Origin of the sequence: Lichenibacterium minor (assembly GCF_004137685.1) — a bacterium.
GTDB classification, from domain to species: Bacteria; Pseudomonadota; Alphaproteobacteria; order Rhizobiales; family Beijerinckiaceae; genus Lichenihabitans; species Lichenihabitans minor.
On record NZ_QYBB01000015.1, the window covers coordinates 114,097 to 126,503 of the forward strand.

The window sequence follows — 12,407 nt, forward strand, 5'->3', positions numbered from 1 at the left end:
TTCACGCCTCCCGCGGCAGCACGCGCACCGTGCGGAACATGCCGGCCTCGAAGTGATACAGGATGTGGCAGTGCAGCGGCCATTGGCCGGTCGCAACCGGCGTCACCAGCGCGGACAGCCGCTCGGACGGCTGGACGCTCAGCGTGTGCAGGTAGGGCCGGTGGCGGCCCTGGCCGTTCTCCAGCTCCATCCACATGCCGTGCAGGTGGATGGGATGGGTCATCATGGTCTCGTTGATCATGACGAGCCGGAAGCGCTCGCCGACCGTGACGTCGATGGGCGCGACCTCCGTGTATTTCTTGCCGTCGAACCCCCAGATCATGCGCTGCATGTTGCCGGTGAGCTTCAGCGTGATGGTGCGCGTCGGCGGCCGGTCGTCGACGGCCGGCAGGACCGAGCGAAGGTCCGAGAACGACAGCTCGCGCCGGGGCAGGAAGTTCAACCCGTCGCCGGGCGTGCGCGTCCTGTCGGTAATCGTCTTGGGTGCCATCTGCACCTCGACGCCGGTGTCGTCGAGCGCCACCCCGTCCGGGAGCTTCGCCACGGGTTGGCGGCCGGCGAGCTTGCCGAGATTCCGCTTCCCCGTGACTTCGGCCGAGCGCTCGCCCATGATGCCGCCGATGCGCGAGCCGTCCGGGTATGAGGCACCGATCTGGTCCTTCCCCATCATGCCCTGCATGCCCATGTCGGCCATGGAGCGCAGCGGGCGGGGGTCGTGGGCCGGGATCTCGGCCTGCATGCCGTCGCGCGGCGCCAGCGTGCCGCGCGCGAAGCCCGAGCGGCCGAGGTCCTCGGCGTAGATCGTGAAGGCGCGGTCAGCCGTCGGCCGCACCACGACGTCGTAGGTTTCGGCGACGCCGATGCGGAACTGGTCGACCGCCACCGGCACGACGTCGTTGCCGTGGACGTTGACGACGCGCATGTCGAGGCCGGGGATGCGCACGTCGTAGTAGGTCGCCGCCGAGGCGTTGATGAAGCGCAGGCGCACGCGCTCGCCGGGGCGGAACAGCGCCGTCCAGTTGCGGTCGGGCGGCAGGCCGTTCATCAGGTAGGTGTAGGTATCTCCCGAGGGCGCCTCCAGGCCCGACGGGTCCATGCGCGACCCGTTCTCGTGGAAACGCTCCTTCATCACGGGCGCGAGGCCGGAGCGCTCGACGTCGGCGAAGAAGGACGTCACCGTGCGCTTGCCGAAATTGTAGTAGTCGGACTGGTACTTGGTCTTGTTTTGGATGTCCTCCGGGTCCTCGTCGGTCCAGTCGGACAGCATCACGACGTAGTCCCGGTCGACCTCCACGAAGTCCCGGCCCGCAGGGTCGATGATCAGCGCGCCGTAGAGCCCCTTCTGCTCCTGGTAGCCCATATGGCTGTGGTACCAGTAGGTGCCGCTCTGCAGCACTGGGAAGCGGTACTGATAGCTCTCGCCGGGCGCGATGCCGGCGAACTCCAGGCCCGGCACGCCGTCCATGTCGTTGGGCAGGATGATGCCGTGCCAGTGCAGGCCCGTCACCTCCGGCATCTCGTTGCGCACGTTCAGCGTGACGACGCTGCCCTCGCGCCAGCGCAGGGTCGGGCCGGGCGTGCCGCCGTTGATGGTGTTGGCGGCCGTCACGGCGCCGCTCACGTCGGTGGTGCCGCGCGCCACCACGAGGTCGTAGGCGGTCGTCACAGGCACGGTCGCCTCGCCGGGGCTCTTCAGCGCGTAGGCGGCACGGGCCGCCCGGGGCCCGAGCAGGCTCGCGGCCGCCGCGGCGCCGAGGCCGGCCACGAAGCGGCGGCGGGTGAGCGTGGGGCCAGGACGTCTCGCGTTTCGATGCACCGTGCGATCCTCACCGACCCGAAACTCTGATCCGGACCTCTATCGCCCGGCACCGTGCGACATTGCCATGCGGCAAGGTCAAGCCGGCCGATATCGATCATCCGGCCAGTGCGCCCGCGATCACCACGATCCAGACCGGGATGTTGCGGAAGGACAACAGGCCAAAGGCGCCCAGCGCCACCACGGCATCGCGCGCGCTGTCGATCCCGCGGCTCAGGACGGGGGCGATGAAGGCGGCCAGCAGGAGCCCGACCACGGTAGCGTTGACGCCCGTCATGGCGGCCCGCACGCCACCCCGACGGCGGAGCCCGTCCCAGAACGGCAAGACGCCGACCAGGAGGAGGAAGGACGGGAGATAGATCGCGGTCAGGCACAGGAGCGCGCCGGCCCACCCGTTCGGCCCCGGCGACATGGCGGCACCCAGGTAGGCCGCGAAGGCGAACAGCGGCCCCGGGACCGCCTGGGTGGCGCCGTAGCCCGCGAGGAAACCCTGCTCGCCGATCCACCCCGGCGGCACCACGGCGTCCTGCAGCAGCGGCAGGACGACGTGACCTCCGCCGAACACCAGCGCGCCGGCCCGGTAGAAGCGCGAGGCCAGGTCGAGGCCGTGGTTGCCGGTGAGCGAAGCCATGGCCGGGAGCGCGACCAGGAGGAGCGCGAAGAGCGCGAGGGCCAGGAGCGCGGCGGGGCGCCCGATGTGCGCGTGGAGGCGGGTCTGCGGTGCCACGTCCGCGACGCCGACGAGGGGCCGCCCGAGGGCGGCGCCGGCCGCGATTACCGCCCCCTGCGCGAGTGGAGACGGCACGGCCAGCACCGCCGCGGCGGCGCCGATGGCCAGCGCGCCGCGGCGGCGGTCCGGGCAGAGCCGCTGCGCCATGCTCCACAGGGCCTTGGCCACGACCGCGACCGCGACCGAGCCCAGGCCGCGCAGCCAAGCGGCGTGCGCGACATCTCCGACCTGCCCGTTTCCCACCAGCCCGATGCCCTCGGCGAAGAGGACCAGAGCGACGGCGGAGGGGAGCGTGAAGCCCAGCCAGGCCGCGACGCCTCCGGGCAGGCCCGCCCGCATGATGCCGAGGCTGACGCAGACCTGGCTGCTGGCTGGGCCGGGCAGGAATTGGCAGAGGGCGACAACATCCGCGTAGGCATCCTCGTCCAGCCAGCGACGGCGGTCCACGCACTCGTCGTGGATAAACCCGAGATGGGCGACGGGTCCGCCGAAGCTCGTCAGGCCGAGCCTGAGGAACACTGCCAGCACCTCGACGGCCGACCCGAAGGTAGGCCCGCCCCGTCGCCCGTCCTCGTCCGCCATCCGCCCTGTCCTGGTCTCCGGGGACGTTAGATCGCACCCTCCCGCTTCGGCAGCATGCGACGCAGGAGCCCGTCGCGCCACGCGTAGTGGTGCACGAGGGCCGCTGCGGCGTGGAAGCCGGCCAGCCCGAGAAGGACATTGGCGGCCAGCCCGTGCCAGTCCGTGACGGCGTGGCGCCACGCGCGGTCCCCGATCTGCGGCAGATGGAACAGGCCGTAGATGCCGTAGCCGCGCACGAAGGCGTTGACGAGGCCCAGCGTCACGGCGGTCAGCAGCAGGAGTTAGAGGCCGATGTGGGTCGCCTTGGCGAGGACGTGCAGCGCCCCGCTGTCCTCCGCCGGCAGGCCGCGGCCCGCGGTGGAACGCCACGCGAGGCGCCACGCCAGGGCGCCCGCGAGGGCGAAGCCGAGCACGACATGGGTAGACCACAGGCCCCGGTTGGCGAGGCCGCCGTCCGGGAACCAGTCCGACGTCTGGCCGAGGATCCAGAGCGCGGCCACCAGCAGCGCCGTCGCCCAATGGAGCACGATCGTGGTGCTGTCGTAGCGGGTCGCCGTGATGGTGGTCATGGGCTCTGCCTCAGCATCGGGAAGGGGTCGCGCGGTTCGTGCCGGGATGGGAGGCGGTGCGCGGAGGCCCCGCCTGCGCGGTTCGTGGAGTCACAGTGTTCGATTCCGAGCCGGCGGTATATGCGAAGTTCCGTACACGATCTCGACGCGCCTCGTCCGTCCTAGCCCCATCGGCGTGCTCTGTGAGGAGCCGTCCGACGTCGAAATCGCGCACAACCTAGATCAGTGCTGTCGGCCCCGCACCGCCATTAAATTCGAATTCATGCTTTGGCTATCTTTGAGGCAGGCTTGCCGAGAGCGGTGGCTCGTATAACTATGTCCGCTCCCCTCCCGACGCGGCGCACCATGGCCAAGTTGCTGCTCATCGAAGACGACGACGTGGCCGCGGACGCGATCCTCGGCGACCTGCGCGAGCGGGGGTTCGCGGCCGAGCGGGCCGCGACGGGCCCCCTCGGGCTCGACCGCGCGCGGGCGGAGCGATGGGACGTGCTGGTCGTCGACCGCATGCTGCCGGGCCGCGGCGGCCTGTCGATCCTCCACGCGCTGCGCTGCGAGGGGGATCGCGTGCCCGCCCTCGTGCTCAGCGCCCTCGACAGCGTCGACGACCGCGTCGACGGCCTCCGGGCGGGGGGCGACGACTATCTCGTCAAACCCTTCTCGCTGGTCGAACTCGCGGCCCGCGTGGAAGCCCTGCTGCGGCGTCCCGCCGAGCTGCCGCAGACCTGGCTGCGGCTCGGGTCGCTGGAGCTGAACCTTGGCGGCGGCACCGCGCGGCGCGGCCAGCGGCCGCTCGACCTGCTGCCGCGCGAGTTCAAGCTGCTCGAATACCTCGCCCGTCGCCACGGGCAGGTGATCACCCGGGCCATGCTGTTCGAGGACGTGTGGCGCTACGGCTTCGTGCCGAAATCGAACCTCGTCGACGTCCACGTCGGCCGCCTCCGCCGCAAGCTCGACGGCCCCGGCGAGGCGCCGATCATCGAGAACGTCCGCGGCGTCGGCTTCATCCTCCATGCACCTCGCTAAAGCGGATCGCGGTCGGGTGGACTCACCCGATCGCGTGAAGACGCTCGAAGAAAAGACAGGCTGAAGATGGAGCTACGAGCCAAGGCGAGAGGCAACGGCTTCAGCCTCGTCCGCACCGCCGCGTTCCGGTGGGCGCTGGCCATCGCGGGCAGCTTCGCGCTTCTGTCGCTGCTGCTCTTCGCCTTCGTGTAATGGCAGACCGCGGACTACGAGCGAGCCGAGCTCGACCACGCGGTGCGGCACGAGGCGCGCTTCCTGATTGACGGCCCCGCCGCCGCCGTGTCGCGCCGCCTCGACCTGTGGCTCGCCGAGGACCTCCACGACGTGCGCTTCGCGGCGCTGCTCGACGCTGCGGGCCGGCGCGTCGGCGGTAACATGGTGGGGCTCCCGCGCGGCCTGCCGGTTGACGGGCGCCCGCGCTTCACGCCAGCGGACGTGCTGACCCACGACCCCGGCGGCGACGGCCGGCCGGAAACGCTGCGGGCTGCCGCCTTCCGCCTGGACGACGGGCGCATCCTGGTGCTGGGACGCGACCTCGACGAGCTCGACCACACCCGGGCCGTGATCCTACGGGCCCTCCTGCTCGGGCTCGGGCCGATGCTGGCCGTCGGGCTCGGCGTCGGCGCGTTCCTCGGCCGTCGCGCGCTCGACCGCGTCGCGGCCGTGGACCGCGTGGTCGCGCGCGTGGCCGGCGGCCAGCTCGGGGAACGCCTGCCGGTGCGGGGCACGGGCGACGAGTTCGACCGGCTGGCGCGGGGCATCAACCTCATGCTCGACGACCTCGAGCGGCTGCTGGGCGAGGTGCGCGACGTCGGCAGCAGCGTCGCCCACGACCTGCGCACGCCGCTGACGCGGGCGCGGCTCGGCCTGGAGCGCGCGCGGGACGCCGTGCGCGACGCGGCCGGTGGGCGGCGGGCCATCGACGAAGCGCTCGCCTGGCTCGACGCGAGTTTCGCGGTCATCACCGCCGTGCTGCGCATCGGCGAGGTCGAGCACGGCCGGCGGCGCGCCGGTTTCGCCCGCGTTGCGCTGGCGCCGCTCCTGCGCGAGGTGGCCGAACTCTACGAGCCCCTCGCGGAGGAGAAGGGCGTCGAACTCGCGCTCCGCATCGAAGGGGAGGCCGATCTCGCGGCGGACCGCGCGCTGCTGTTCGAGGCCGTGTCCAACCTCGTCGACAACGCGGTCAAGTTCTCGGCCCTGGGCCGCGCCTGCAGCATCGGCCTCGTGGCCGAGCGCGGCGAGGCGGTGATCCTGGTCGAGGACAGCGGCCCCGGCATCGCCCCGGCGGAGCGCGGGCTGGTGCTGAAGCGCTTCTATCGCGGCGAGGCCAGCCGCTCGTCGGAAGGGAGCGGCCTCGGCCTCGCGCTGGTCGTGGCCGTGGCCCGGCTCCACGGCTTCCGCCTCACGCTCGGCGACGCCGGGCCGGGCTGCCGCGTCGAGCTGCGCTGCCCGGCCGGCGCGGTGCCCTGAGGCGCCCCGTCAGCTGTTGCCGATCAGGATGCCGGTGGCCAGCACCAGCCCGCCGCCGAGCATCACCTTCGCGGCCGCCGACACCGGCGGCGTATCCATGTAGCGCCACTGGATCCAGGCGATGATGGCGAGTTCGATCACCACCACGACCCCCGCCACCGCGGTGGCGGTCCAGAAGTCGGGGATGAGGTAGGGCAGCGTGTGGCCGATGCCGCCCGCGATGGTCATCAGCCCGCAGACGAGGCCGCGCAGCAGCGGCGTGCCGCGGCCCGACAGCTTGCCGTCGTCGGCCAGCGCCTCGGCGAACCCCATCGAGATGCCGGCGCCGAGCGAGGCCGCGAGCCCCACCAGGAAGGCCTTCCAGGGGTCGTGCGTCGCGAAGGCGGCGGCGAAGACCGGCGCCAGGGTCGACACCGAGCCGTCCATCAGGCCTACGAGGCCGGGCTGGATCACCTGCAGCACGAAGCGGCGCTTGGCCTCCTCGTCCTCGCGGCCGCGCGCGTCGCCGGGCAGGCGCTTCTCCTCGGCGGCGCCGGCGCTGCGCTGGTGGTCGGCCTCGGCGTCGGCGAGGTCGCCCAGCAGCCGGCGGGTCGCGGCGTCGGTCGAGCGTCCCGCGGCCTGCCGGTAGAACCGCTCGGCGTCGCGCTCCATCTCGGCGGCCTGCCGCCGCATCGCTCCGGCCCCGAGCGCCCGCGTCTGCCACACGGGCCTGCGGGCGATGTTGCCCTTCACGTCGCCGCGCCGCACCAGCGGCACGTGGTCACCGAACCGGCGCGCGAAGGCGTCGATGAGCTGGCGGCGGTGCGCGCTCTCCTCCGCCGCCATGTCGTCGAACATGCGGGCGGTGTCGGGGTAGTCGGCGCGCATCGCGTGGGCGAAGTCGGCGTAGATGCGCCCGTCCTCCTCCTCGTTGGAGATGGCGAGCGCGAGCACCTCCGCCTCGGTCAGATCGTCTAACCGCTTCATCGGCCCACCTTTTTTAGAATGATTCCATTTCTAAGATTGGTTTACGGAGTGTCGACGGCCTGCGTCAAGCCGACGTGCGCGAGTCGCCCCTCGGGCGTAGGCGGCACATTTCAGCAACGATCTTCGATGCTTGTCGGCGCTCCCGCGATGGGTCCGGTCCGCGTCTGCTCAATGCGGAGGCAGTTCGTGAACCCGAATTTACGGTGGTCCGCGCTGACGCTCCCCGTATCGGTCCCATGTGTGATCTGGAACAGTTCCAGATCGGGGAGGTCGAGCGTTGGCGAACATCGAGCGTCCTTTCCATCGTCCGTCGCGCTGGCGGCCATCTTCCTCCTGCTGCTCTCCATGTTCGACGACCTGCGCCTCGCCGGCCTGGTCTTCCTGCTCGTCCCGGTGTCGGCCTCGGGCGGCATCATGGCGCTGGCTGTGCGCGGCCTGCCCTTCTCGATCTCGGCGGCGATCGGCTTCATCGCCACCTTCGGCATCGCCATCCTCAACGGGGTCGTGCTGGCCTCGACGCTCAAGACCGAGCGCGCGAGGGGCTGCACCGCCGCGGAGGCGGCTCGGCGGGCCGCGGAGCGGCGGCTCAGGCCCGTGCTCACGACGGCCCTGGTCGCGGCCCTGGGCTTCCTGCCGATGGCCGTGTCGACGGGCGCCGGGGCCGAGGTGCAGCGCCCGCTCGCCACCGTGGTGATCGGCGACCTCGCGGTGGCGACGGCGCTGACCCTCCTCGTGTTGCCGACCCTCTACCCGCTCGCGGACCGGCTAATGCGCCCCCGCCGCGGCGCGCCGGCCCGTCCGCCGGTGGAGGTCGCGGCCGAGTGATCGCGCCCCGCTGAACTCCCGAGGTGCCCCGCGCCCGGCCGCGGTGTGCCCGTCCTCGACCCCGCTCGAGCCACCCGCTTCACGCCTCTCACATGACGGTTCCATGACGATCAACCCCTCCCTCCCCGACCTGCTGCTCCGCCCCCTCCTGGCACTCGCCGCGGCGGCCCTGATCGGCCGCGAGCGTGGCGCCAACGGCCATGCCGCCGGCCTGCGGACCACCATGCTGGTGGCCCTGGCGGCATCGCTCGCCACGGCGCTGTCGGGCGTGCTGCTGTCGACACATGGCAAGGTGGCGGGCGACTTCTCCACCATGGACGTGATGCGCCTGCCGCTCGGCATCCTCACCGGCGTGGGCTTCCTCGGCGCCGGCGCCATCCTCAAGCGGGGTAAGCTCGTGCAGGGGCTCACCACGGCGGCCACGCTGTGGGCCGTGACGGTGATCGGCATCGTGTTCGGCGCCGGCGAATATGCGCTCGGCCTCGCCGCGACCGCGCTGTGCTTCGGCTCGCTCTACGGGCTGAAGTTCGTCGAGGCCCGCCTCACCCAACACCACGACGGGACGCTGACGGTCGTCACGGCGGGCCGGGACCTGCCCGCGGGCTGGGCCGACGTCCTCGGCGGGACGCGCTGCACGGCGTTGCTGCTGAGGCAGGGTTTCGACGCCGACACCGCCCGGCTGACCTCGGCTTACAAGCTGGGCTGGGAGGGGCCGGCCCAAGCCGAGCCGCCGACGGGGCTGCTGCGCGGCGTGACAGCCCTCGACGGCGTCGTCTCGGCCGACGTCCAGGTCGAGGAGGCCAGCAGTTGAGGTCTGCACCGGTGGCGCGATCCCTCCATGGCGCATGGGCACGCCGACACGGATCCGCTACGGCGCGTCACCGGCCAATGGTGTAGTAAAAACGACATATTTTCTTGGAGGTAATGTTCACGACGTACGTACAGCGAACGAGGCGACCATGTCCGCATTGATCCATGCCTGGCCGACCACGCTGGCGGCGTTCCTGGCCTCGACGGTCGAGTTCGTCGAGGCGCTGACGGTCGTCCTCGCGGTCGGCGTCGTCCGGGGTTGGCGCGGCGCGATCGCCGGAACGTCGGTGGCGCTCGCCTGCCTCGCAGCGGTGGTGATCGTGCTAGGGCCGTTGCTGACACGGCTGCCAATCGGTCCCCTGCAGCTCGCCGTCGGTACCCTGCTGGTGCTGTTCGGGATGCGTTGGCTACGCAAGGCCGTCCTCCGCTCAGCCGGCGTCATCCCGCTGCACGACGAGGCAGCCGCATTCGCGAAGACGAGCGCAGCTCTGCGAGGGACGGCGCCGGGTGGGACCGCCTGGGACGCGGTCGCGGTCGGGACCGCCTTCGAGATCACGATGCTGGAGGGGCTCGAAGTCGTCTTCATCGTCGTGGCCATGGGCGCTGGCGGACCCCAACTGCTACTGCCGGCTGCGGCGGGGGCGCTGGCCGCGCTCGTGCTCGTGGTCGCGGTCGGCATCGCGGTACACGGGCCCCTGTCGACCGTGCCGGAGAACGCCCTCAAATTCGGGGTGGGCGTGCTCCTGTCTGGTTTCGGCACCTTCTGGATCGGCGAGGGCATCGGCCTCGATTGGCCGGGCGCGGACCTGTCCATCGTCTGGCTCTGCCTCGGATTCCTCGCCGTGGCGCTCGCCCTCGTGCCAGTCTGCCGTCCCGCGGCCCGTGCCGCCGATGCGGCGTGAGCCTGCTGTCCCCTGGTGAGGAGTACATCCATGTCTTGGCTGCGAACAGCCGTGCGCGAAGTGTTCGGCCTCTTCGTCGATGACGGCAGCTATGCGCTCGCCATCCTGATCTGGCTGGGGCTGGCGTGGCTCGTGCTCCCGCGCGTCTCCGCGCTCGGGCCCTGGTCCGGAGCGCTGCTCTTCGGCGGACTCGCCGGCACCCTGGCCGTGAGTGCGATGGTGCGGGCTCGGCGGTGACAGGAGCGAACGCATGATGGCCTTGATGCTGCCCGAGGTCTGGTGGTTGCTCGATCGATTCGGCTAGGGCACCGTCGGCCTCGCGATCGCCCTCGAAAGCATGGGTGTGCCGTTACCCGGAGAAGGCACTCTGGATCGCTGTCGCGGCCTACGCGGGTGCGTCGCACCGCCTGGACCTCCGGGGCGTCATCGCTGCGGCGACCATAGGCGACAACCTGGGCTTCTGGATCGGCCGCGCCGTCGGAACTCGGCTCACCGTGCGGTATGGAGCCCGCCTGCGCATCACAGAGCGAGGGCTTCGGCTCGGTCGCTACCTCTTCGTCCGCCTTGGCGGTAAAGTGGTGCTCTTCGGACGGTTCGTGACGATGCTGCGCGCGCTCGCGGGTTTATTGGCCGGCATGAGCGACATGGGATGGGGAGGTTTCCTGACACTCAACGTCGCATCGAGAGTTCTATGAGCCACTGTGTATCGGCTGGGCGTTTAGATGCTCGGAGGGCAGGCTCACCGGATCCTGAGGCCGATCGGCCTCGCGCTGGCCGTCGTCGCGGCTGGCACGATGGTCGCAGCATTCCTGATCGTCCAGCGGCATGAACACCGGCTTCAGGCGGAAGCGGATCGCTGTTCCTCGATCCACGGAGCCCGAAACTGGATGCCGACAACCCCGTCACTCCTAAATATTCCGAGTCTCGAGCGAGGATTGCCGCTCATGAACAGCGACATGCGCTCGGGATGAGCATAGGACGCTCCGCGGTACGAGTTTCAGGGCAGTCGCTCACCGCTTGCTGGGTGGCGCCAGTGACGCGAGTGTCCGCTTCGGAGTTCATGTATTGATCGGCGCTGTGCCCGACGTGGTGAAGGGTTACGGACGGCGGCCGGCACTGGCCGAGCGTCCAGGCTGAGGGCCGCCGTCCGTAAGCCGCCCAAGGACGAACGCGCGAGGGTCGCCTCGCGCTATGGGGATTTGGCGGGACGGGCGAGCGCGCGGAGGCGCCGCAGCCAGCCCAGGCTGGCGAACCCGTGGTCGGGCGAGGCGTCGCGGCGGTCCACAGGCGCTACGATCGAGGATGGCCGCGGACTCTGAGGGGCCTGTGGTGCGGTCCCGGGCTTAGGGCGGACGGTGCCGGACACCGTGGAGGCGAGCGTGTCCGATGGCCGAAGCGGCGTCGCTTCGACCCTGTGCGGGGACATGCCGTGCCGGGTCACGACGCCCTCATCCGGCTCTCCATCGATGCGAGGGTGGCGCCCGGGCGCGGACGTTGCCCTCGAAGCTCTCGATCACCAGCATGCGCCCGCCGCAGCAGGGACACGGGGGGCGGCGCTCGGCCGAAGAGGCCGGCTTGGTGGCCTCGGGCGGTACGGGGACGGCGAGCAGTTCGCGGGCGCGGGCGATGTTGGCCTTGCACCGACCCGTGGCGAGCAGGCCGTAGTGGCGGATGCGGTGGAAGCCCCTGGGCAGGACATGCACGAGGAAGCGGCGGATGAACTCGTCGGTCGACAGCGTCATGGTGCGGTGGCGGGCGTCGCCGTCACGGCGGTAGTCCTTGTAGCGGAACGTGACGCCGTCCTCGTCCATCCCGATCAGGCGCCGGTTCGAGATGGCGACACGGTGCGTGTAGCGCGACAGGTAGGCCAGCACGGCCTCCGGTCCACCGAAGGGCGGCTTGGCGTAGACGACCTACTTCTTGGCTTTCATGGGCGCCAGGTGGCGTTCGAAGGCCTGCGGGTCGCTCAGCCCGGCCCTGTCGCCGAAGAGGCGGAGCCGTCCCGCGGCGTGAAGCGCGAGCAGGCCGGTGAGGAACAGCCGGCGGAACAGCTTGCCGAGTACGTGCACCGGCAGCAGGAAGGCGGGCCGCGAGGACACCCAGCGCGTGCCGTCGAGCGAGATGCCGCCGCCGGGCACGATCATATGGACGTGCGGGTGGTGGGTCAGCGCCGAGCCCCAGGTGTGGAGCACGGCCGTGATGCCGATGCGGGCGCCGAGGTGGCGTGGGTCGGCTGCGATCGTCAGCATCGTCTCCGACGCTGCCCGAAACAGCAGGTCGTAGACCGCGGCCTTGTTGGTGAAGGCGATGTCGGCGATCTCGGCCGGCACCGTGAACACCACATGGAAGTAGCCCACGGGCAGCAGATCCGCCTCGCGCGCCGCCAACCACTCGCGCGCGGCCGCGCCCTGGCACTTGGGGCAGTGCCGATTGCGGCAGGAGTTGTAGGCGACGCGGGTGTGTCGGCACCCCTCGCAGGCTTCGACGTGGCCGCCGAGCGCCGCGGTGCGGCACGTCTCGATGGCCGACATCACCTTGAGCTGGCCGAGGCTGACGTGGCCGGCATGAGCGGCGCGCCAGGCCGCACCGTGCCGGCGGAGGATGTCGGCGATCTCCAGCGCGGGACGCGACACCGGATCAGGCCCCGGTGTCGGCGCCCTCCATCAACAGCTTGAGGCGCTCGAGCGGGCTCGTCACCGCCCGGATGGTGCGGG

10 protein-coding genes and 3 pseudogenes are annotated in these 12,407 nt (G+C 71.1%); 8 read left to right on the forward strand and 5 right to left on the reverse strand.

All coding sequences use genetic code 11. From position 1 onward, the window contains the following. Position 1: 1 nt before the first annotated feature. The 3 genes and pseudogenes from D3273_RS14645 to D3273_RS14655 all read right to left on the reverse strand — a co-directional run bounded on the left by D3273_RS14645 (position 2) and on the right by D3273_RS14655 (position 3,697). Entirely contained in the window at positions 2-1,816 is a 1,815-nt protein-coding gene (locus tag D3273_RS14645) for a copper resistance system multicopper oxidase (protein ID WP_129227632.1), read from the reverse strand. A gap of 97 nt (positions 1,817-1,913) precedes the next feature. Further along, positions 1,914-3,128 carry a chromate efflux transporter gene (chrA, locus tag D3273_RS14650; RefSeq protein ID WP_129227633.1) on the reverse strand — a complete coding sequence of 405 codons (1,215 nt, stop codon included), beginning with the start codon at positions 3,126-3,128 and terminating at the stop codon, positions 1,914-1,916. 26 nt (positions 3,129-3,154) lie between these two features. Further along, positions 3,155-3,697 (reverse strand): annotated as a pseudogene (locus tag D3273_RS14655) (cytochrome b). A gap of 345 nt (positions 3,698-4,042) precedes the next feature. Here D3273_RS14655 and D3273_RS14660 point away from each other — a divergent pair. From D3273_RS14660 to D3273_RS14665, 3 genes are all read left to right on the forward strand, one after another. Further along, complete coding sequence (locus tag D3273_RS14660) at positions 4,043-4,720, forward strand: response regulator transcription factor (RefSeq protein ID WP_129227634.1); 678 nt, start codon at positions 4,043-4,045, stop codon at positions 4,718-4,720. Positions 4,721-4,786: 66 nt separating this feature from the next. Then, entirely contained in the window at positions 4,787-4,912 is a 126-nt protein-coding gene (locus D3273_RS29650; protein ID WP_281011292.1) for a hypothetical protein, read from the forward strand. A gap of 42 nt (positions 4,913-4,954) precedes the next feature. Further along, complete coding sequence (locus D3273_RS14665) at positions 4,955-6,190, forward strand: sensor histidine kinase (protein ID WP_245501168.1); 1,236 nt, start codon at positions 4,955-4,957, stop codon at positions 6,188-6,190. 9 nt (positions 6,191-6,199) lie between these two features. On the opposite strand, the gene mbfA is transcribed toward D3273_RS14665, so the two are convergent. Beyond that, a complete protein-coding gene (gene mbfA / locus D3273_RS14670; RefSeq protein ID WP_129227635.1) occupies positions 6,200-7,156 on the reverse strand; it encodes an iron exporter MbfA in 957 nt (318 codons plus the stop codon). Positions 7,157-7,444: 288 nt separating this feature from the next. On the opposite strand from mbfA, the pseudogene D3273_RS29160 reads away from it, so the two are divergent. The 5 genes and pseudogenes from D3273_RS29160 to D3273_RS14695 form a co-directional block, all read left to right on the forward strand. Continuing rightward, positions 7,445-7,981 (forward strand): annotated as a pseudogene (locus D3273_RS29160) (efflux RND transporter permease subunit); the annotation flags it as partial. A 103-nt stretch (positions 7,982-8,084) separates the two neighbouring features. Beyond that, entirely contained in the window at positions 8,085-8,792 is a 708-nt protein-coding gene (locus D3273_RS14680; protein ID WP_129227637.1) for an MgtC/SapB family protein, read from the forward strand. Positions 8,793-8,940: 148 nt separating this feature from the next. Further along, positions 8,941-9,693, forward strand: coding sequence for a COG4280 domain-containing protein (locus D3273_RS14685; protein WP_129227638.1), 753 nt, complete (start codon positions 8,941-8,943; stop codon positions 9,691-9,693). Positions 9,694-9,723: 30 nt separating this feature from the next. Next, on the forward strand, positions 9,724-9,930 hold the full coding sequence (locus D3273_RS14690) for a hypothetical protein (RefSeq protein ID WP_129227639.1): 207 nt from the start codon (positions 9,724-9,726) through the stop codon (positions 9,928-9,930). Between the two features lie 104 nt (positions 9,931-10,034). Then, positions 10,035-10,388, forward strand: a complete 354-nt coding sequence (locus D3273_RS14695; protein ID WP_165359501.1) for a DedA family protein — start codon at positions 10,035-10,037, stop codon at positions 10,386-10,388. A 753-nt stretch (positions 10,389-11,141) separates the two neighbouring features. On the opposite strand, the pseudogene D3273_RS14700 reads toward D3273_RS14695, so the two are convergent. Further along, positions 11,142-12,326: pseudogene (locus D3273_RS14700) on the reverse strand (IS91 family transposase). Positions 12,327-12,407: the final 81 nt, after the last annotated feature.